This is a genomic window from Achromobacter sp. ACRQX (assembly GCF_022346505.1).
In the GTDB taxonomy this organism is placed as follows: domain Bacteria; phylum Pseudomonadota; class Gammaproteobacteria; order Burkholderiales; family Burkholderiaceae_B; genus Achromobacter; species Achromobacter animicus.
This window is the reverse complement of sequence record NZ_JAKRML010000002.1, coordinates 306,867-326,455: the sequence shown is the minus strand read 5'-3', so window position 1 is coordinate 326,455 and position 19,589 is coordinate 306,867. Positions and strand designations below refer to the sequence as shown.

18 protein-coding genes are annotated in these 19,589 nt (G+C 65.1%); 17 read left to right on the top strand and 1 reads right to left on the bottom strand.

The genetic code is table 11. From position 1 onward, the window contains the following. The first annotated feature begins 10 nt into the window (after positions 1–10). The 12 genes from hisC (at position 11) to cysM (ending at position 11,782) form a co-directional block, all read left to right on the top strand. Positions 11–1,132 (top strand): histidinol-phosphate transaminase, encoded by a 1,122-nt coding sequence (gene hisC / locus MHZ91_RS03410; RefSeq protein ID WP_175137462.1) that lies wholly within the window; start codon positions 11–13, stop codon positions 1,130–1,132. Continuing rightward, positions 1,129–2,031, top strand: coding sequence for a prephenate dehydrogenase/arogenate dehydrogenase family protein (locus MHZ91_RS03405; protein WP_239212450.1), 903 nt, complete (start codon positions 1,129–1,131; stop codon positions 2,029–2,031). Before hisC ends, MHZ91_RS03405 begins: the two co-directional genes overlap by 4 nt. Before the next feature lie 4 nt (positions 2,032–2,035). Next, positions 2,036–3,358 carry a 3-phosphoshikimate 1-carboxyvinyltransferase gene (gene aroA, locus MHZ91_RS03400; RefSeq protein ID WP_239212449.1) on the top strand — a complete coding sequence of 441 codons (1,323 nt, stop codon included), beginning with the start codon at positions 2,036–2,038 and terminating at the stop codon, positions 3,356–3,358. Between the two features lie 21 nt (positions 3,359–3,379). Then, positions 3,380–4,060 (top strand): (d)CMP kinase, encoded by a 681-nt coding sequence (gene cmk, locus MHZ91_RS03395; protein WP_370633081.1) that lies wholly within the window; start codon positions 3,380–3,382, stop codon positions 4,058–4,060. Positions 4,061–4,278: 218 nt separating this feature from the next. Then, entirely contained in the window at positions 4,279–5,991 is a 1,713-nt protein-coding gene (rpsA, locus tag MHZ91_RS03390; protein ID WP_175122832.1) for a 30S ribosomal protein S1, read from the top strand. Positions 5,992–5,994: 3 nt separating this feature from the next. Beyond that, entirely contained in the window at positions 5,995–6,357 is a 363-nt protein-coding gene (locus MHZ91_RS03385; protein ID WP_056322254.1) for an integration host factor subunit beta, read from the top strand. A 209-nt stretch (positions 6,358–6,566) separates the two neighbouring features. Next, on the top strand, positions 6,567–6,881 hold the full coding sequence (locus MHZ91_RS03380; protein ID WP_062838607.1) for a lipopolysaccharide assembly LapA domain-containing protein: 315 nt from the start codon (positions 6,567–6,569) through the stop codon (positions 6,879–6,881). A 45-nt stretch (positions 6,882–6,926) separates the two neighbouring features. Further along, positions 6,927–8,141: a lipopolysaccharide assembly protein LapB gene (gene lapB, locus MHZ91_RS03375; protein WP_175122831.1), complete on the top strand. Its 1,215-nt coding sequence runs from the start codon at positions 6,927–6,929 to the stop codon at positions 8,139–8,141. Further along, the gene (rfaE1, locus tag MHZ91_RS03370; protein ID WP_175122830.1) at positions 8,138–9,079 is read left to right on the top strand and encodes a D-glycero-beta-D-manno-heptose-7-phosphate kinase; all 942 of its coding nucleotides are present in this window, start codon (positions 8,138–8,140) and stop codon (positions 9,077–9,079) included. Before lapB ends, rfaE1 begins: the two co-directional genes overlap by 4 nt. Then, a complete protein-coding gene (gene rfaD, locus MHZ91_RS03365; protein ID WP_056567633.1) occupies positions 9,076–10,065 on the top strand; it encodes an ADP-glyceromanno-heptose 6-epimerase in 990 nt (329 codons plus the stop codon). Before rfaE1 ends, rfaD begins: the two co-directional genes overlap by 4 nt. A gap of 222 nt (positions 10,066–10,287) precedes the next feature. Then, positions 10,288–10,797, top strand: coding sequence for a helix-hairpin-helix domain-containing protein (locus tag MHZ91_RS03360; protein WP_239212448.1), 510 nt, complete (start codon positions 10,288–10,290; stop codon positions 10,795–10,797). A 76-nt stretch (positions 10,798–10,873) separates the two neighbouring features. After that, a complete protein-coding gene (gene cysM, locus MHZ91_RS03355; protein ID WP_056569425.1) occupies positions 10,874–11,782 on the top strand; it encodes a cysteine synthase CysM in 909 nt (302 codons plus the stop codon). A gap of 115 nt (positions 11,783–11,897) precedes the next feature. Here cysM and mltB read toward each other — a convergent pair whose 3' ends face one another. Beyond that, positions 11,898–13,058 carry a lytic murein transglycosylase B gene (gene mltB / locus MHZ91_RS03350; RefSeq protein ID WP_218345144.1) on the bottom strand — a complete coding sequence of 387 codons (1,161 nt, stop codon included), beginning with the start codon at positions 13,056–13,058 and terminating at the stop codon, positions 11,898–11,900. 10 nt (positions 13,059–13,068) lie between these two features. On the opposite strand from mltB, the gene MHZ91_RS03345 reads away from it, so the two are divergent. The 5 genes from MHZ91_RS03345 to MHZ91_RS03325 all read left to right on the top strand — a co-directional run bounded on the left by MHZ91_RS03345 (position 13,069) and on the right by MHZ91_RS03325 (position 19,549). Further along, positions 13,069–13,992: a histone deacetylase family protein gene (locus tag MHZ91_RS03345; RefSeq protein WP_239212491.1), complete on the top strand. Its 924-nt coding sequence runs from the start codon at positions 13,069–13,071 to the stop codon at positions 13,990–13,992. Between the two features lie 72 nt (positions 13,993–14,064). After that, positions 14,065–14,814 (top strand): electron transfer flavoprotein subunit beta/FixA family protein, encoded by a 750-nt coding sequence (locus MHZ91_RS03340; RefSeq protein ID WP_056322273.1) that lies wholly within the window; start codon positions 14,065–14,067, stop codon positions 14,812–14,814. Between the two features lie 2 nt (positions 14,815–14,816). Beyond that, on the top strand, positions 14,817–15,746 hold the full coding sequence (locus MHZ91_RS03335; RefSeq protein WP_056567625.1) for an electron transfer flavoprotein subunit alpha/FixB family protein: 930 nt from the start codon (positions 14,817–14,819) through the stop codon (positions 15,744–15,746). A gap of 182 nt (positions 15,747–15,928) precedes the next feature. Then, positions 15,929–17,620 carry an aspartate-alanine antiporter gene (gene aspT, locus MHZ91_RS03330; protein WP_239212447.1) on the top strand — a complete coding sequence of 564 codons (1,692 nt, stop codon included), beginning with the start codon at positions 15,929–15,931 and terminating at the stop codon, positions 17,618–17,620. Positions 17,621–17,728: 108 nt separating this feature from the next. Then, on the top strand, positions 17,729–19,549 hold the full coding sequence (locus MHZ91_RS03325; protein ID WP_239212445.1) for a bifunctional aspartate transaminase/aspartate 4-decarboxylase: 1,821 nt from the start codon (positions 17,729–17,731) through the stop codon (positions 19,547–19,549). The last annotated feature ends 40 nt before the right edge of the window (positions 19,550–19,589 follow it).

The following is a 19,589-nucleotide window of genomic DNA, read 5'->3' as shown; positions in this document are numbered from 1 at the left end:
ATCCCACATCATGACCCACGCATCCAAGCCCCTCGTTGCCCCCGCGCACGTCAGCGCCATCGCCCCGTACCAGGCAGGCAAGCCGATCGAAGAACTGGCCCGCGAATTCGGGCTGGATCCGGCGACCATCGTCAAGCTGGCGTCCAACGAAAACCCGTTGGGCATGCCCAAATCGGCGAAGGCGGCCATGCTGGCTGCGGCCGAATCGCTGGCACGCTATCCGGACCCCAACGGCTTTGACCTGAAGGCGGCGCTGGCTGAACGCTACGGCGTGCCGATGAACTGGATCACGCTCGGCAACGGCTCGAACGACATCCTGGAAATCGCCGCGCTGGCGCTGCTGGAACCGGGCGCTTCCGCGGTGTACGCGCAGCACTCGTTTGCGGTCTACCGCCTGGCCACGCAGGCGCGCGGCGCGCGCCACATCGTGGTGCCGGCCGTGGACCACGGCCACGACCTGGATGCGATGTTCGACGCGATCGCCGACGACACGCGCCTGGTGTTCATCGCCAACCCGAACAACCCCACCGGCACCTTCGTGCCGGGCGACAAGGTCGCGGACTTCCTGGAACGCGTGCATGCCGCGCACGGCGACCGTGTCACGGTCGTGCTGGACGAGGCCTACAACGAATACCTGGATCCGGAGCTGCGCTTTGACAGCACCGCGCTGGCGCGCCAGTACCCGAACCTGATCGTGTCGCGCACGTTCTCCAAGGCTTATGGCCTGGCGGGCCTGCGCGTCGGTTTCTCGGTGGCGCAGCCCGGCCTGACCGACCTGCTCAACCGCGTGCGCCAGCCGTTCAACGTCAATACGCTGGCCCAAGCCGCAGCCATCGCCGCGCTCGGCGATGCCGAATACCTCGAGCAAGCCTACGCTTCCAACAAGGCAGGCAAGGCCCAGTTGTGCGCCGCGTTCGACAAGCTGAATCTGCGTTACGTGCCCAGCTATGGCAACTTCGTGCTGGTTCACGTGGGCGACGCGCCGCGCATCAATCTTGAACTCCTCAAGCGCGGCGTCATCGTGCGTCCCGTTGCGGGCGACGGTCTGCCGGAGTGGCTCCGCGTGTCCATCGGACTGCCTCAAGAGAACGCCCGATTCATCGACGCCCTGACCGCCATCCTGACCGCATGAACGACGCGTTACCTTCTTCAGATCAGGGGGCCGCGGGCCCCCTGATTCCTGTATTGGCAGTGGTTGGCGTCGGCTTGATCGGCGGATCGTTCGCGGCGGCCTTGCGGCAGGCAGGGCAGGTGGGCAAGGTGCTGGGCGTGGGGCGCAATGCGCAGTCGCTGGAACGCGCTGTGGCGCTGGGCCTCATCGACGAGGCCGTGACGGCCGAGGCCGCGGCGGCCCAGGCGGATCTCATCATGCTGGCCACGCCGGTCGGCGGCCTGACAAACGTGCTGTCGCGGATGCGGACGCACCTCTCGCCGCGCGCCGTCCTGACCGACGGCGGCAGCACCAAGGCCGAAGTGGTCGAGGCGGCGCGCGATGCGCTGGGCGATCGCATCGGGCAGTTCGTGCCGGGCCATCCCATCGCGGGCGCCGAGCGCACCGGGCCGGAAGCCGCGGATGCGGACCTCTACCGCGGACGCACCGTCATCCTCACGCCTGTGCCTGAAAACGGCGCGGCGGCCATGGCGTTCGTGCGCCAGGCTTGGCAGGCTTGCGGCGCGCACGTGATCGACATGGACGCCGACGCACACGATCGCGTGCTCGCGTCGGTCAGCCATCTTCCGCATCTGCTGTCGTCGGTGTATATGGAACAGGTGGCCACGGCCGCCGACGCCGCGACCCGGCTGGAACTGGCGGGCAGCGGCTTTCGTGATTTCACCCGTATTGCCGCCGGATCGCCCGAGATGTGGCGCGACATTTTTTTGTCCAATCGCGACGCCATGCTGGCCGAGCTGGCCGCTGTGCGCGGCGTGCTGGACCGAGCCGAGCGCGCCATTGCCGATGGCGACGGCGAAGCTTTGCTGACGCTGCTGGACACGGCGGCGCGTGCGCGCCGCGGCTGGCGCAAGGAGTAGTTCAATGGGCGCTTTGTCTTACCTCGATCTGCCGCGCGTGCGGCGTGCGCAGGGCGCGATGGCCTTGCCGGGATCCAAGAGCATTTCCAACCGCGTGCTGTTGCTGTCGGCCATCGCCGAAGGCACGACGGTCATCACCGGCCTGCTGGACTCCGACGACACTCGCGTCATGCTGGCGGCATTGCGTCAGCTGGGCGTGCAGGTGTCCGACCTGGACGCCGGGCGCGTCACGGTGCAGGGCGTGCGCCGTTTTCCGGTCGAAAGCGCCGACCTCTTCATGGGTAATGCGGGCACCGCAATCCGTCCGTTGACGGCGGCACTGGCCCTCATGGGCGGCGACTACCGCCTGTCGGGCGTGCCGCGCATGCACGAGCGCCCGATCGGCGACCTGGTCGATGCCCTGAACGCGCTGGGCGCGCGTATCGACTATCTGGGCCAGCCGGGTTATCCGCCGCTGCACATCGGCCGCGGCGACATAGCTGAAAACGCCGTGACCCGCGTGCAGGGTTCGGTCTCCAGCCAGTTCCTGACCGCCTTGCTGCTGGCCGCGCCTTTGCAGGCTGCTCGCAGCGGCAAGCCCGTCAAGATCGAGGTCGTGGGAGAGCTGATTTCCAAGCCCTACATCGAGATCACGCTGAACCTGATGGCGCGCTTTGGCGTGCTGGTGCAACGGGACGGCTGGAGCCGATTCGTTGTGGACGCGGGCGCCGCCTATCGCAGTCCGGGGCAGATCGCCGTGGAAGGGGACGCATCGACGGCGTCGTATTTCCTGGCGCTAGGCGCCATTGGCGGCGGCCCGGTGCGCGTGACCGGCGTCGGCGCCGACAGCATCCAGGGCGATGTGGGATTCGCGAGCACCCTGGCCGACATGGGCGCCAAGGTTACCTACGGTCCGGACTGGATCGAGGTGTCGGGGGTGCAGGTTGCCGACGGCGAGCGCCTCAAGGCCTTTGATACCGATTTCAACCTGATCCCCGACGCGGCGATGACAGCCGCGGCGCTGGCCCTGTACGCCGACGGTCCTTGCCGGCTGCGCAACATCGGCAGCTGGCGCGTCAAGGAGACGGACCGCATCCATGCCATGCAGACCGAGCTGGAAAAGCTGGGCGCGCAGGTGGAGTCCGGCCCCGATTGGCTGCGCGTGACGCCGCCGGCGCAGGACGCCTGGCGCGATGCCCGCATCGGCACCTGGGACGACCACCGCATGGCGATGTGCTTTTCGCTGGCGGCATTCGGACCGGCGGCGGTCCGCATTCTTGATCCCGGATGTGTCAGCAAGACGTTCCCGGGTTACTTTGACGTCTACGCCGGCCTGGTTTCGGCCTAGCGCTGCATCGCATCCATGACTTTGACTGCTTCAACTTCCGCCTCCCTGGCCCCGGTCATCACGATCGACGGTCCCACCGCGTCCGGCAAGGGCACCGTGGCTCATCGCGTCGCCAAGGCGCTGGGCTGGGCGGTGCTGGACAGCGGCGCCCTCTACCGGCTGACTGCGCTGGCTGCCATCAACCGCGGCGTTGCCGCCGACGACGAGCCCGCCGTGGCGCGCGTGGCCGAGACGCTGGATGTAAGGTTCGACGGACCGCACGTTTACCTCGAGGGGGCCGATGCCGGCCATGACATCCGCCGTGAGGAAGTGGGCAATTTCGCATCTCGCGTGGCGGCTTTCCCGGGGGTGCGGCAGGCCTTGCTCGAGCGCCAGCGCGCCTTCCGGCTGCCGCCCGGCCTGGTTGCGGACGGCCGCGACATGGGCACCGTCGTGTTCCCGGACGCGTCCCTGAAGGTCTTCCTGGTCGCCGACGTGGTCGCCCGGGCGGAGAGGCGGCGTAAGCAGTTGATCGAAAAGGGAATTTCTGCTAATCTAGACGACCTTTTGCGGGATATGCGCGAGCGTGACGCGCGCGACACCGGGCGCGCCACTGCGCCGCTGGCTCCCGCAGCAGATGCACACGTGCTGGATTCGTCCAATCTGACGATCGCGGAAACGGTGCAGGCAATCCTGGATTTCTGGCAGCAAGCCAACCCGTGAAGTGAAGTTAAGTGAATTTACGGGCAGTGTTGCTACAGGCAGTATTGCTACCGGCAGTTTTTAGCATTTTTTGATTAGGCCCTGCTCAAGCCAGGCGACTCCCCCACGGGCCACCCCGCAAGGGTCAGCCAGCCGGCAGGTATTTTGACTCCACTGTGGCGGGCAATCCGCTGCGGTGTGTTCTTAACGGCCATTTCGGCCCAATGGATTTCAACCCCATGTCTTCCGTTTCCACTACCGCCACCGGCGGCGAAAGCTTCGCCGACCTTTTCGCACAAAGCCTCAAGAGCCAGGACATGAAGTCCGGCGAGGTCATCAGCGCCGAAGTCGTGCGCGTCGACCACAATTTCGTCGTCGTCAACGCCGGCCTGAAGTCCGAAGCGCTGATCCCCCTGGAAGAGTTCCTGAACGACCAGGGCGAGCTCGAAGTGCAACCTGGCGATTTCGTCTCGGTGGCCATCGATTCCCTGGAAAACGGCTACGGCGACACCATCCTGTCGCGTGACCGCGCCAAGCGCCTGTCGGCCTGGCTGCAACTGGAAAAGGCCCTGGAGAACGGCGAACTGGTTACCGGCACCATCACCGGCAAGGTGAAGGGCGGCCTGACCGTCATGACCAACGGCATCCGCGCGTTCCTGCCGGGTTCGCTGGTGGACCTGCGTCCGGTCAAGGACACCACCCCGTACGAAGGCAAGACCCTCGAATTCAAGGTCATCAAGCTCGACCGCAAGCGCAACAACGTTGTGCTGTCGCGTCGCCAGGTGCTGGAAGCCAGCATGGGCGAAGAGCGTCAAAAGCTGCTCGAAACCCTGCACGAAGGTGCCGTGGTCAAGGGCGTGGTCAAGAACATCACCGACTACGGCGCGTTCGTCGACCTGGGCGGCATCGATGGTCTGCTGCACATCACCGACATGGCCTGGCGCCGTGTGCGTCACCCCTCCGAAGTCCTGCAAGTGGGTCAGGAAGTCGAAGCCAAGGTCCTCAAGTTCGACCAGGAAAAGAGCCGCGTCTCCCTGGGCGTCAAGCAGCTTGGCGAAGATCCGTGGGTGGGCCTGGCTCGCCGCTACCCGCAAGGCACCCGCCTGTTCGGCAAGGTCACGAACCTGACCGACTACGGCGCGTTCGTTGAAGTCGAAGCCGGCATCGAAGGTCTGGTCCACGTGTCCGAAATGGACTGGACCAACAAGAACGTCGACCCGCGCAAGGTTGTGACTCTGGGCGAAGAAGTCGAAGTCATGGTCCTGGAAATCGACGAAGACCGTCGCCGTATTTCGCTGGGCATGAAGCAGTGCCGCCAGAACCCGTGGGAAGAGTTCGCCACGAACTTCAAGCGTGGTGACAAGGTCCGCGGCGCCATCAAGTCGATCACCGACTTCGGCGTGTTCGTCGGCCTGCCCGGCGGCATCGACGGCCTGGTTCACCTGTCCGACCTGTCGTGGGCGGAATCTGGTGAAGAAGCCGTGCGCAACTTCAAGAAGGGTGACGAAATCGAAGCCGTGGTTCTGGGCATCGACACCGACAAGGAACGCATCTCGCTGGGCATCAAGCAGCTGGAAGGCGACCCCTTCAACAACTTCGTCGCCACGTTTGACAAGGGCGCCGTCGTTCCGGGCACCATCAAGTCCGTCGAAGCCAAGGGCGCCGTCGTGACGCTGTCCGTGGACGTCGAAGGCTACCTGCGCGCTTCCGAGATCTCCTCGGGCCGCGTCGAAGATGCCACCACCGTGCTGTCCGCCGGCGAAAACATCGAAGCCATGATCGTCAACATCGACCGCAAGACGCGTTCGATCCAACTGTCGATCAAGGCCCGTGACAACGCCGAAACCGCCGACACGATCCAGCGCATGTCCGATGCCAGCGCTTCGTCCGGCACCACCAACCTCGGCGCGCTGCTGAAGGCCAAGCTGGACCAACAGCGCAACGACGGTTAATTCGTGACCAAGTCGGAGCTGATCGCCGCCTTGGCGGCCCGCTATCCTCAGCTGGCCGCCCGCGACACCGATTACGCGGTCAAGACCGTACTGGATGCAATGACTCAGGCCCTGGCCTCGGGTCAGCGCATCGAGATCCGCGGTTTTGGCAGCTTCTCGTTGTCGCAACGGTCACCCCGTATCGGTCGCAATCCCAAATCCGGCGAGCAGGTGCTGGTGCCTGGTAAACAGGTGCCGCACTTCAAGGCAGGCAAGGAATTGCGCGAGCGGGTGGACCTGGTCGGCGGCAATGACGAGGACGCTCAATCCTCTGGGTCGAGCGAGTCGATGCCGTCTTCCATGGCAGGTTTGCACGCCATGCACTGACGCGTCGGCCAGGCAGGGCTGCCTTCGGGCAGATCGGACCGCGAGCAAAGCCCCTTGAGAAATCAAGGGGCTTTGTTTTTGTGGCGCCGGTTCATGCGGGCGCCCGGCTTGCGCAAGGGCGGGCCGTGCTCCGCCTTGGGGCTTTTTTTTCTCTCGTCATGAAGACGTCGCTTACAATTGACGGTCTCGAATCATCTGGAGCATGCGCCATGCGCTATCTCGTCTGGGCCCTGCGATTGCTCGTCTTTGTTGCGGTGTTGATGTTCGCCTTGAAGAACACCGACCCCGTCGCCGTGAAGTTCTACGCCGACTACGTCATCCAGGATGTCCCGCTGATCGTCGTCATGCTGGTCGTGTTCGTGCTTGGCGCGCTGTTCGGCCTGCTGCTGACGGTGCCCGCCGCGCTGCGCCGCCGCCGCGAGGCCATCCGCCTGCGCCGCGAACTGGATCGCATCCAGGCCGCCGCCAATGGCACGACGCCCGTCGTGCCCCCCGAAGCCGTCGCTCCCATGTCGCCGCTGTGACACCGCGCCGCCTTTTTGCACCGAATTACCGCATGAGTCCGAATAGTGGATTTTGAACCTTGGTGGTTGATATTCGTCCCGGTGCTGTTCGCGCTGGGCTGGCTGGCCGCGCGATTCGATATCCGGCAGATGCTGCGGGAAACGCGCAGCCTGCCCGACTCCTATTTCCGCGGGCTGAATTTCCTGCTCAATGAAGAGCCTGATCGCGCCATCGACGCCTTCGTCGAAGTCGCCAAGCTGGACCCGGAAACCACGGAGCTGCACTTTGCGCTGGGCAGTCTGTTCCGCCGCCGCGGCGAAATGGAGCGCGCCATCCGGGTGCACCAAAGCCTGCTGAACCGTTCCGACCTGCCGCAGGCCGAACGCGAACACGCGCAGCACGAGCTGGCTCAGGACTTCCTGAAGGCCGGGATGCTGGATCGCGCCGAAAGCGGTTTCGAGCAGCTCAAGGACACGCGCTACGCCTTGCCCGCGCTGCGCTCACTGATCCGCATTTATGAATCCGAGCACGATTGGCCGCGTGCGATCGAGGCCGTGAAGACCCTGCAGGGCCTGGTCGACGAGCCCGTCCCGCAAATCGTGCATTACTACTGCGAACAGGCCCAGACCGCGCTGGCGGCCAAGCCCGCCGACGTCGAGGCCGCACACAAGGCGCTGGACGCGGCGGACCATGCGCTGTCCACCACCGAAGCCGCCTCGAGCAAGGGCGCCAAGGTGCGCACCGCCATGCTGCGGGCGCGCCTGGCGCTGATCGAACAGGATCCGAAGCGCGAACGGCTGTATCTCGAGTCGGTCATGACCGACGCGTCCGAATACGCCGGGCTGGTGGCCGAACAGTTGCTGGCCAATTACCGCAATGCCAATCAGGTGGCGGAGGGCTTGGATTTCCTGCAAAAGCAGTATGGCCGCCATGCGTCCCTGGACCTTTTCAATGTGGTGTTCCGGGAGCTGCGGGTGCAGCAGGGCGCCGCGACCGCGTGGGCCTTTGCCCGCGGCGCGCTGCGCAGCCATCCTTCGCTGTTGGGGCTGGATCGCCTGCTGGAAGCCGAACTCGCCAACGGCGACAGCGACGGCGATCACGGTCCGGTGCCGGGCGCCGACCTGACCCTGCTGCGCAGCCTGATTCACAAGCACACGCAACGGCTCGATCGCTACGCATGCCGCAATTGCGGTTTTCAAGCGCGTCGCTTTTACTGGCAATGTCCCGGCTGCAACGCCTGGGAAACCTATGCGCCGCGCCGTCTGGAAGAACTTGAATGAACTCTTTTCCCGCCGAAGCCATTTCGCGTAGCCGCGTGCTCGTGGTTGGCGACGTCATGCTGGACCGTTACTGGTTCGGTGAAGTCGAACGTATCTCGCCCGAAGCGCCGGTGCCGGTCGTGCGGGTCGCGCGACGCGAAGACCGTCTGGGCGGCGCCGCCAACGTCGCGCGCAACGTCGCGGCCCTGGGTGGCCACGTGACCCTGGTCGGCGTGCTGGGCCAGGACGAAGCCGGCGACAGCGTTCGGCGCCTGGCCACCGAGGCCGGCATCCAGGGCGACCTGATTGCCGACAACGAACTGCACACCACCCTCAAGATGCGCGTGCTGGGCCGCCAGCAACAGCTGCTGCGTGTGGACTTCGAACAGCATCCCACCCAGCCATCGCTTGACGCGGTGGACGCCGCGCTGGCCCGGCATCTGGCCAACCACGACATCGTCGTTCTGTCGGACTATGCCAAAGGCGTGCTGACCCGGGTCGAATCGCTGATTGCGCTGGCGCGCAGCGCGGGCATCCCGGTGCTGGTGGACCCCAAGGGCGACGACTATTCGCGTTATCGCGGCGCGACGCTGGTCACGCCCAACCGCTCGGAAATGCAGCAGGCAGTTGGCCGCTGGACGTCCGAAGCCGAATTGACCGATCGTGCGCAGCGCCTGCGCGCCGATCTGGACCTTGAAGCCTTGCTCGTGACGCGGTCCGAGCAGGGCATGACTTTGTTTTCCGACGCGGGACGCGACCACACCGACGCGCAAGCGCATGAGGTGTTCGATGTGTCCGGTGCGGGCGACACCGTGCTGGCCACGCTGGCGGTTACGCGCGCCATCGGTTTGCCGTGGGCCGAAGCCATGGGCTGGGCCAACAAGGCCGGCGGCATCGCCGTGGGCAAGCTGGGCACGTCCGTCGTCACGGCCGCGGAATTGGCAGGAGAATCCTCATGATCGTCGTTACCGGAGCCGCGGGCTTCATTGGCAGCAACCTGGTTCGCGGACTCAACCGCCGCGGCATCGAAGACATCATTGCCGTCGATGACCTGACCGAAGGCGACAAGTTCGTCAATCTGGTCGACTGCAAGATCGCCGACTACATGGACAAGGACGACTTCCGCCGGCGCGTCGCCGATGGCAGCCTGCCCGAAATCCGCGCGGTGCTGCACCAGGGCGCGTGCTCGGACACGACCGAGCGCAACGGCCGCTACATGCTGGACAACAACTACCGCGTCACGCTGGAACTCTTCGAGTTCTGCCAGGCGCGCCGCGTGCCGTTCCTGTATGCGTCCTCGGCGGCCGTGTACGGCGGTTCGACGACCTACGTCGAGCATCCCGACAACGAAGGCCCGCTGAACGTCTACGGCTATTCCAAGCTGCTGTTCGACCAGGTGCTGCGCAAGCGCATGGACAGCCTGACGGCACAGGTCGTCGGTCTGCGGTACTTCAACGTGTACGGTCCGCACGAGCAGCACAAGGGCCGCATGGCCTCGGTGGCGTTCCACAACATGAACCAGTTCCTGGAGCACGGGCACGTGCGCCTCTTTGCGGGCTGGGACGGCTACGTGGATGGCGGCCAGAGCCGTGACTTCATTTCGGTCGAGGACGTGGTTGCCGTGAATCTGCATTTCCTGGATCACCCCGAGCAATCGGGCATCTTCAATTGCGGCACCGGCAAGGCGCAGCCGTTCAACGACGTGGCGGCCGCGGTGGTGAACACGCTGCGCGCCGAGCGGGGCGAAGCCGAGCTGACGCTGGCTCAACTGGCCGAGCTGGATCTGATCCGCTACATCCCGTTCCCGGACGACCTCAAGGGGCGCTACCAGAGCTATACGCAGGCGGACGTCACGCAGCTTCGGGCCGCCGGTTTTGCTGCGCCGATGCGCGATGTGCAGACGGGCGTGGCAGAGTACGTGCGCTACTGGCGCGCCCGGAAGTAATCCGCCACGCAGGCAAGGCGACAACGAAGGCCACCGCGACGCGGTGGCTTTTTTTTGCCCGCGACGTTGCCTGTCATTGGCCGGGGACATTGCCGGGGTATGTGCACGCGTAGTTGCCGGGGTGGATGTTTTGGTTCACCGGACCGGCGCTGCGAGCCGCCCGCCCCGATGATGGCAACGGGGCGCGGCAACCGTCGCGTCCGTCACTGTCAGGAGAACCCCATGAATCCCTTCGTCTATCCCACCGTTGCCCGCAACCTGCCTCTGGTCTCGTGGCGCCGCGCGCGTCCCGCTGCCATGACTGCATGCCCCCGCGAGCGGCACCGCATCCTGCGGCGGGCGCTCGGCGCGTTGCTGCTGTCCGCTGGCCTGGGCGTGGCCGCGCCGCCCGCGCATGCGGTGGACATCAACCAGGCCACTGCAGCCCAGCTAGAGGGCGTGCGAGGCATCGGCCCTCGCACCGCTGAAATCATCGTCCGTGAACGCGAGCGTGGCGGCGGCTTTGAGTCGCTGGACGACCTGACCGAGCGCGTGCGGGGCATCGGCCAGAAAAAGGCTCAGGCGCTGCAGGCGGCGGGGCTGACAATCGGCGCGGCGGGTGCGGCCGCCAAGCCGTCGGCAGGCGCGTCCGGCGCGGCGCCCGGAGCCCGGCCCGCGCCCGGCAAGGCCGCTGCGCCAAAGCCGGCGCCGCCTGCCGCCAGTGCGCCGGCACAGGTCCGCGCAAAGCCCTGAGTCGGGTTCTGGCTAACCCTGGCGGGTGCGCGGCTTTTGCGGCCGCGCGGCGCCGGGCGGAGTTATGATCGACCGCATGACTACTACCTACCCCACTATCGAGCAGACCGTCGGCAACACGCCCCTGGTGCGCCTGCAGCGCATTCCTGGGGCGGCGGGCGACGCGCGCGGCAATGTCATCCTGGCCAAGCTGGAAGGCAACAACCCGGCGGGGTCCGTCAAGGATCGTCCCGCCTTGTCGATGATCCAGCGCGCGGAAGAGCGCGGCGACATCAAGCCCGGCGACACCCTCATCGAGGCCACCAGCGGCAACACCGGCATTGCGCTGGCCATGGCGGCCGCCATGAAGGGTTACCGCATGATCCTGATCATGCCGGACAATCTGTCCGTCGAGCGGCGCGCAGCCATGGCCGCCTACGGCGCTGAGCTGATCCTGACGCCGGCCGACAAGGGCGGCATGGAATACGCCCGCGACCTGGCCACCGAGATGCAGGCCGATGGCCGTGGCGTGGTGCTGGACCAGTTTGCCAATCCCGACAATCCGCGCGCGCACATCGAAACCACGGGCCCGGAACTCTGGAATCAGACGGAAGGACGCATCACCCACTTCGTCAGCGCGATGGGCACCACGGGCACGATCATGGGCGTGTCCACCTACCTGAAGTCTCGCAATCCCGCCGTGCAGGTGGTGGGCGCGCAGCCGGCCGAAGGATCGCAGATCCCCGGTATCCGCAAATGGCCCGAGGCCTACCTGCCCAAGATCTTTGACCGCAGCCGCGTGGACGCCTACGAGTCCATCCAGCAGTCCGAAGCCGAAGTCATGGCGCGGCGGCTGGCCGCCGAGGAAGGCATTTTCGGCGGCATCTCGTCGGCCGGTGCGCTGGTCGCGGCGCTGCGGGTTGCCGAACGCGTCAACGATGCGACCATCGTGTTCATCGTGTGCGACCGCGGCGATCGCTATCTGTCGACGGGCGTGTTCAACTGACACGCGGTGCCCCCCGGCCGCCCCAGCCAGTAGGGCACCCAAATGAAAAACGCCCTGGCGGTTGAACCTGCCAGGGCGTTTGTCTTTCGGCGCGGGCGTGTCCGCGCGAGGGCGCTCACCGCGCGACGCGGGCCTCGATCTCCGTGGCCAGATCCGCCACCGACGTCGCATAGAAGTAGCTGCGGTTGTACTTGGTCAGTGCAAAGAAGTTGGGCGTGCCCACGCGATACTGCGCCGTGCCCCGCATTTCTTCGACCAGATCCACCACGCCCAGCGGCTGGCTGCTCCAGCCATCGCTGGTCGCGCCAGGCTTGAGCTGCGAGCCGGCCGCCGACAGCGTGGTCCAGCTTTGCTTGGGCTCCAGGCCGCCGTCCACCAGCGCGGTGGGATCGGCGGGCAGCACCACGGGTGCGAACACCGGCAGGCCGCGCTGCCAGCCGTGCTGCGCCAGGAAGCTGCCCACGGACATGATCGCGTCCTGCGTGTTGTTGGTCAGGTCGATATGGCCGTTGCCGTCGCCGTCCACGGCGTAGTGCATTACGCTGGTCGGCATGAATTGCGGCATGCCGATGGCGCCGGCATAGGAGCCCTGCGTTTCCAGCTCGAGCTTGTCGTTCATGACCAGCGTCAGGAAGTCCGCCAATTGGGTGCGGAACATGGTGGCGCGCTCCGGCTTGGCGGGGTCGGGGTAGTCAAAGGCCAGCGTGGCCAGCGCGTCCAGGACGCGGAAGTTGCCCATGTTGCGGCCATACAGCGTTTCGACGCCGATGATGGAGGCAATGATGGGCGCGGGCACGCCGAACCGTTGCGCGGCCTGGTTCAAGAGGTCGCGGTTTTCGTTGTAGAACTCGACGCCCCAGGCGATGCGCTTGGGCTCGACGAAGCGCGACCGGTAGGTCAGCCAGCTGCGCCAGACCTTTTTGCCCGGCGGGGAGGGCGCAATCAGCCGCGCGACCGTCGCGTTGTAGCGCGAGCTTTCCAAGGCGGACACCATCGGCGCCAGCGGCAGCTGCCGTTCGGCGGCCAGGTTCTCGACGAAGGTGCGGACCTCGGGGCGCAGCGCGCCCGACGGCGTCAGCGTGGCGGGCGCGTCGTCCGCCAGTTCGGGGCCGAGCGTCGGCGTGCTGGGCCCGATGCGGATGGGGGTTGTCCCTGAAGCCTGGGCCGTTTGGGGAGCGAGGGACGTGGAGGGTGCTGCGGTGGGAGTGGTGGTGGAGCACCCCGCCAGCAGGGCGGAAAGCGCGCCGAGTTGCAGTATTCGCCGACAGATGAACATAATCTTCCTTATGGAGACCATGTATCTTACCCACCCGGCATGCCGCTTGCATGAAATGGGAAGCTGGCATCCGGAAAGCCCCCAGAGGCTGGACGCCATCTCCGATCAGTTGCTCGCAAGCGGATTGATGCCTTATCTGGATGACCGGCAGGCGCCGCAGGCGTCCCGCAATGACCTCTTGCGCGTGCACACTGTCCAGTACCTGGACAGTTTGCAGAAACATACGCCGGACCAAGGGTATTACCCTATCGATCCCGACACCCTTATGAACCCGCACACCTACGAAGCCGCGCTGCATGCCGCGGGTGCCGGGGTGGCTGCGGTCGACGCGGTGCTGGGCGGGGAGGCGCGTACGGCCTTCTGCGCGGTGCGTCCGCCGGGGCATCATGCCTGCCGATCGCAGGCCATGGGATTCTGCTTTTTCAATAACGTCGCCATTGCGGCGCAGCACGCCATGGACTTCCACGGCCTGACGCGCGTGGCGATCGTCGATTTTGACGTTCACCATGGCAACGGCACGGAAGACGTCTTCGCCGGCGATGATCGGGTGCTGATGTGCAGCTTTTTCCAGCATCCGTTCTTCCCCAACAGCGGCGCGAATCACCCGGCCGCCAACATGCTGAATGTGCCCGTGCCTGCCTACACGGCGGGCGCCGTGGTCCGGACCATCGTCACGGACACGTGGCTGCCGCGGCTGGAAGCGCATCGCCCCGAACTAATCCTCGTGTCTGCGGGCTTTGACGCCCACCGCGAGGACGACATGGGGCAGATGGGGCTGGTCGAGGCGGACTATGCCTGGATCACCGAGCAGCTTGTCGACGTGGCTGACCGCCACTCTCAGGGCCGGATCGTGAGCACGCTCGAGGGCGGTTACAACTTGTCGGCCCTGGGCCGCAGCGTGGTCGCGCACATACGGGCGCTGGCGAAGCTGTAGAATCAGGAAAAAATTGTGCAATGCGATCCCGGCGCAAAGCCGGGTCATTATTTTCCAATTGGAGGCAGCGGGATGAAGGTGTTGGTACCTGTCAAGCGCGTCGTTGACTACAACGTCAAGGTGCGCGTCAAGTCTGATCAGACCGGCGTGGATATCGCCAACGTGAAGATGTCCATGAACCCCTTTGACGAAATCGCCGTCGAAGAAGCCACCCGCCTGAAGGAAAAGGGCGCGGTCGCTGAAGTCGTGGCGGTTTCTTGCGGCGTTGCGCAATGCCAGGAGACACTGCGCACCGCCATGGCCATCGGCGCCGATCGCGGCGTGCTGGTCCAGACCGATGCCGAACTGCAACCGCTGGCTGTCGCCAAGCTGCTCAAGGCGCTGGTCGACAAGGAACAGCCCCAGCTCGTGATCCTGGGCAAGCAGGCCATCGACGACGACGCCAACCAGACCGGCCAGATGCTGGCCGCGCTGCTGGACTGGCCGCAAGCCACGTTCGCCAGCAAGGTCGAACTGGCCGACGGCAAGGTCACCGTGACGCGTGAAGTCGACGGCGGCCTGGAAACCCTGTCGCTCAAGCTGCCCGCCATCGTGACCACCGACCTGCGCCTGAACGAGCCGCGCTACGTCACGCTGCCGAATATCATGAAGGCCAAGAAAAAGCAGTTGGACACCGTCACGCCGCAAGACCTGGGCGTTGATCCCGCGCCCCGCCTGAAGACGCTGAAGGTCAGCGAGCCGCCCGCCCGCAAGGCCGGCATCAAGGTTGCCGACGTCGCGGCGCTGGTGGACAAACTCAAGAACGAAGCGAAGGTGGTCTGATCATGACGACGCTGGTTATTGCCGAACACGATAACGCCCAACTCAAGGGCGCAACCCTGAACGCCATCGCCGCCGCCGCCAAGATCGGAGGCGACGTGCACGTGCTGGTCGCCGGCGCCAACGCGCGCGCCGTGGCCGACCAGGCTGCCCAAGCCGCTGGCGTGGCGAAGGTGCTGTTGGCCGATGCCCCGCATCTGGCGGACGGCCTGGCCGAAAACGTCGCGGCGCAGGTGCTGGCCGTGGCTTCGAACTACAGCCACATCCTGTTCCCGGCCACCGCGTCGGGCAAGAACGTGGCGCCGCGCGTTGCAGCCAAGCTGGACGTGGCCCAGATCTCCGACATCATCGGTGTTGAATCCGCCGACACGTTCCAGCGCCCGATCTACGCCGGCAACGCCATCGCCACCGTGCAATCGGCTGACGCCGTCAAGGTCATCACCGTGCGCACGACCGGCTTTGACGCCGTCGCCGCCCAAGGCGGTTCCGCCTCGGTCGAAGACGCCGCTGCCGTGGCCGATTCCGGCCTGTCCACGTTCGTGGGCCGCGAAGTCGCCAAGAGCGATCGTCCCGAACTGGCCGGCGCGCGCGTCGTGGTTTCGGGCGGCCGTGGTCTGGGCAGCGCCGAAAACTTCAAGATCCTGGATCCGCTGGCCGACAAGCTGGGCGCCGCACTGGGCGCTTCGCGCGCCGCGGTCGACGCCGGCTACGCGCCGAACGACTGGCAGGTTGGCCAGACCGGCAAGATCGTCGCGCCGCAGTTGTACGTGGCCGTCGGCATCTCTGGCGCCATCCAGCATCTGGCCGGCATGAAGGATTCGAAGGTCATCGTTGCGATCAACAAGGACGCCGAAGCGCCGATTTTCGGCGTCGCCGATTACGGCCTGGTGGGCGACCTGTTCACGGTCGTTCCCGAGTTGACGAACGCGCTGTAAGTTTCAGCCGGTTCGATCAAAACCGCGGGCCTTCGGGTCCGCGGTTTTTTTTTGCGGACGCGCCACGCATTTATTTCAGATATTCGAAAATCTTTGATTTTCTGAAAGACTCTGATAACGTACTTCGCGCTACTCACCGTTTGCGATTGTGCTTGACCTGTACAGAACGAAGGAGATTCGTGATGGAATGGTTCTTTGACACGCTACGTAAGTACCCGGAGCTGGCGATTTTCTTGACCCTGGGCCTCGGTTATTGGATCGGGGCCAAGAAAATCTTCGGATTCAATCTGGGCGCAGTGACCGGGACATTGTTGGTGGGCGTGCTGGTCGGCCAGCTCAACATTTCAATTGCTCCCATTCTCAAGCAGGTGTTCTTCCTGCTTTTTCTTTTTGGTCTTGGCTACGGCGTCGGACCGCAATTCTTCCGCGGCATGAAAAGCGATGGCCTTCCGCAGGTCATCTTTGCCGTCATCATCTGCGTGCTCTGCCTGCTGGTCACCTGGGTGACCGCCATCGGATTCGGCTTTGATGCCGGCACCGGCGCCGGGCTGCTGTCCGGCGCGCAGACGATATCTGCGGTCATGGGCGTGGCGACCGACACGATCAACGGCCTGTCCGTCGACGCGGCGACCAAGAAGCAGTGGATCGACAACATTCCCGTCGCGTACGCGGTCTGCTACATCTTCGGCACGGTCGGCAGCGCCTGGCTGCTTGCTTCCCTCGGTCCCAAGCTGATGCGCGTGGACATCGTGAAGGAATGCAAGGACTACGAGGCCAAGATGTCCGGCGGGGCCGATTCGATGGAACTGTCGGGCTACCGCAAGTTCACGGCGCGGGCGTACCGGCTGGACAACGCGGAATACGCCGGAAAGACGGTGGGCGAACTGGAAGCAAAGTTCGTGGACGCCCGAGTCTTTGTCGAGCGCATTCACCGCGGCGACCAGATCATCGACGCCGACTCGACCACGATGCTGCAGGCCGGCGACGTGCTCGGCGTGACGGGCCGCCATGACGCGCTGGTGCTGCAGGCCTCGGGCATCATCGGCACCGAGGTCGAGGACCGCGACGTCATCAACCTGCCGGCTGAGATCGTCGAAGTCGTGCTGACCAACAAGAACGTGGCCGGCAAGACGCTCAAGGAACTTGCCGAAAACGAGACCGTGCGCCAATTGGGCCGCGGCGTGTTCCTGCGCAAGGTCGTGCGCGGCGGCCACGAGATGCCGGTCAACTGGGGCCTGAAACTGGACCGAGGCGACCGCCTCTTCATCCTGGGCGCCACACGCGACGTCGAACGCGTGGTCAGCAAGCTGGGCTACGTGGACCGCGCCACCAACCAGACCGACATGGTGTTCGTGGGCTTCGGCATCCTGCTGGGCGGCCTGTTCGGCACGCTGGTGCTGACGGTGGGCGGCATTCCGATCACGCTGTCGACGTCCGGCGGCGCGCTGATCTCCGGGCTGATCTTTGGATACCTGCGGTCGGTGCATCCGACCTTCGGGCGCGTGCCCGAGCCGGTGCACTGGTTCCTGACATCGGTGGGCCTGACCGCATTCGTTGCGGTGGTGGGCATCGTGTCGGGACCGGGCTTTGTGCAGGGCTTCCAGCAGCTGGGCGCAAAGCTGTTCATCGCGGGCGTCATCGCCACCAGCATCCCGATGATCCTGGGCGTGCTCATTGCCCGCTACGTCTTCAAGTTCCACCCCGCCATCTCATTAGGCGTGTGCGCGGGGGCGCGGACCACCACCGCGGCGATCGGCCAGATCACCGAGACGGCAAAGAGCCAGGTCCCGGCGCTTGGCTACACGGTGCCTTACGCCATCGGCAATACCCTGCTCATCATCTGGGGCATTGTCATCGTCATGCTCATGGCTTAGCAGGATTGCCCGCAAGCGCCGGCTTGCGGGTGCTGGATAGAAGCGCGGCAATCGTAACGGCGCTCGACTTGATGGCGCCTGTCAACACGCACACCAGGAGTACACAAAATGGCTTCCACTGCGCCTGTCACCGTCAGCCTGGCCTCGGCCCTGAAGACCACGCGTTCCCACCAACGCGACCTGGAGCAACTTTCACCGTTCGAACTGAAGGACTACCTGATCACGTTGGCCAAGGACAGCCAGCAGTCTGCTGCGGCGTCCATGTTGAATGCGGGCCGGGGCAATCCCAACTGGATCGCCACGGAGCCGCGGGACGCCTTCTTCCTGATGGGCCGGTTCGCCATGAAAGAGGCGCGCCGGGTGCGCGACGAGGGCATCCTGGCGGGCATGCCGGCCAAGAAGGGATGCGCCGACCGGCTGCGCAAGTTTCTGTCCAAGCACAAGAGCGAGGACGGCTACGATTTTCTGGTCGGGGTGCTGGAATACGGCGTCAAGATCAAGGGGTTCGATCCGGACGAGTGGATCCATGAACTGACCGACAGCATCATCGGCGACCACTATCCCGTGCCGCCGCGCGCGCTGGTGCACACCGAGCAGATCATCCACGACTACCTGATCAAGGAAATGTGTGACGGCCGCCCGCCCAAGGGCAAGTTCGACCTCTTCCCGGTGGAAGGCGGCACAGCCGCCATGTGCTACATCTTCGATTCGCTGATGGTCAACGGCCTTTTGAAGCAGGGCGACACCATTGCGCTGTTCCTGCCGACGTTCACGCCCTATATCGAGATCGCGCACCTGGAGCGTTTCCAGTTCAAGATCGTCGGCATCAACGCCAGCAGCCTGCGCGCCGACGGCACGCACGATTGGCATTATCCGGCCTCGGAAATCGCCAAACTGGAAGATCCCAAGATCAAGCTGGCGGTCACGGTGAACCCCAGCAACCCGCCGTCGGTGGCGTTCAGCCCTGCAGAGATGAAGCAGATCGTGCGCATCATCCGCAAAAATCCCGACCTGGTGCTGGTGACCGACGACGTGTACGGCACCTTCGTGCCGAACTTCCGCTCGCTGATGGCGGAGGTGCCGCAGAACACCATCTGCGTGTACTCGTTCTCAAAGAACTTCGGCTGCACCGGCTGGCGCCTGGGCGTCATCGCCACGCACGAAAACAACACGATGGACCGGCGCATCGCCGAGCTGCCCGCGTCCTGGAAAAAGCGCCTGGACAAGCGCTACGGCGCCATGACGATGGAGCCCGAAAAGCTGAAGTTCATCGACCGCCTGGTTGCCGACAGCCGCGAGGTGGCGCTGAACCATACGGCGGGGCTGTCCTTGCCGCAGCAGGTGCAGATGGGCTTTTTTGCGCTGTCGCACCTGCTGGACCTGAAGGACGCCTACAAGCACCTGACCATGCAGATCGTGCGCAGCCGGCGCGACGCGTTGTGGCGTGGGCTGGGCATCCCGATGCCGCCGGAAGATCCGATGCGCGGCTGGTATTACGTCGAACTGGACTTCATGGTCTGGGCCAAGATCATGTACGGCGATGCGTTTTGCAAGTACATGATCGACAACTACGAGCCGGTGGACTTCCTGTTCCGCCTGGCGGAGAAGACGGGCGTGGTGCTGATGGACGGCGGCGGGTTTGGCGGGCCGCCGTGGTCGATCCGGATCTCGCTGGCGAACCTGGACGATGCGGACTACGCCAAGATCGGCAAGTACATGGTCGAATCCGCGACCGAGTACGTCGAAGCGTGGAAGGCGTCCGAGCTGGTGCGCTCCGGCCCGACCGCGGGCAAGGGCCAGACGGTCAAGGCATCGGCCGCCAAAAAGCGCACGGCCGCCGGCAAGACTGCTGCCAAGAAGGCCGTGAAGAAGGCCGTGAAAAAGGCAGACACGGCAGCCAAGTCGGCCAAGAAGGCGACCGCGAAGTAGGAAGCCGTTCGGCGGGCAACCGTGAAGCGGGCAACTGCAA

What these genes read in the sequence shown, in the direction of transcription:
- MHZ91_RS03335 (WP_056567625.1), top strand. Translation starts at nt 14,817, where the DNA reads ATGACGACGCTGGTTATTGCCGAACACGATAACGCCCAACTCAAGGGC.
- rfaD (WP_056567633.1), top strand. Translation starts at nt 9,076, where the DNA reads ATGATCGTCGTTACCGGAGCCGCGGGCTTCATTGGCAGCAACCTGGTT.
- aspT (WP_239212447.1), top strand. Translation starts at nt 15,929, where the DNA reads ATGGAATGGTTCTTTGACACGCTACGTAAGTACCCGGAGCTGGCGATT.
- MHZ91_RS03325 (WP_239212445.1), top strand. Translation starts at nt 17,729, where the DNA reads ATGGCTTCCACTGCGCCTGTCACCGTCAGCCTGGCCTCGGCCCTGAAG.
- mltB (WP_218345144.1), bottom strand. Translation starts at nt 13,058, where the DNA reads ATGTTCATCTGTCGGCGAATACTGCAACTCGGCGCGCTTTCCGCCCTG.
- cysM (WP_056569425.1), top strand. Translation starts at nt 10,874, where the DNA reads ATGACTACTACCTACCCCACTATCGAGCAGACCGTCGGCAACACGCCC.
- MHZ91_RS03360 (WP_239212448.1), top strand. Translation starts at nt 10,288, where the DNA reads ATGAATCCCTTCGTCTATCCCACCGTTGCCCGCAACCTGCCTCTGGTC.
- rfaE1 (WP_175122830.1), top strand. Translation starts at nt 8,138, where the DNA reads ATGAACTCTTTTCCCGCCGAAGCCATTTCGCGTAGCCGCGTGCTCGTG.
- aroA (WP_239212449.1), top strand. Translation starts at nt 2,036, where the DNA reads ATGGGCGCTTTGTCTTACCTCGATCTGCCGCGCGTGCGGCGTGCGCAG.
- MHZ91_RS03380 (WP_062838607.1), top strand. Translation starts at nt 6,567, where the DNA reads ATGCGCTATCTCGTCTGGGCCCTGCGATTGCTCGTCTTTGTTGCGGTG.
- MHZ91_RS03405 (WP_239212450.1), top strand. Translation starts at nt 1,129, where the DNA reads ATGAACGACGCGTTACCTTCTTCAGATCAGGGGGCCGCGGGCCCCCTG.
- rpsA (WP_175122832.1), top strand. Translation starts at nt 4,279, where the DNA reads ATGTCTTCCGTTTCCACTACCGCCACCGGCGGCGAAAGCTTCGCCGAC.
- MHZ91_RS03345 (WP_239212491.1), top strand. Translation starts at nt 13,069, where the DNA reads ATGGAGACCATGTATCTTACCCACCCGGCATGCCGCTTGCATGAAATG.
- hisC (WP_175137462.1), top strand. Translation starts at nt 11, where the DNA reads ATGACCCACGCATCCAAGCCCCTCGTTGCCCCCGCGCACGTCAGCGCC.
- MHZ91_RS03340 (WP_056322273.1), top strand. Translation starts at nt 14,065, where the DNA reads ATGAAGGTGTTGGTACCTGTCAAGCGCGTCGTTGACTACAACGTCAAG.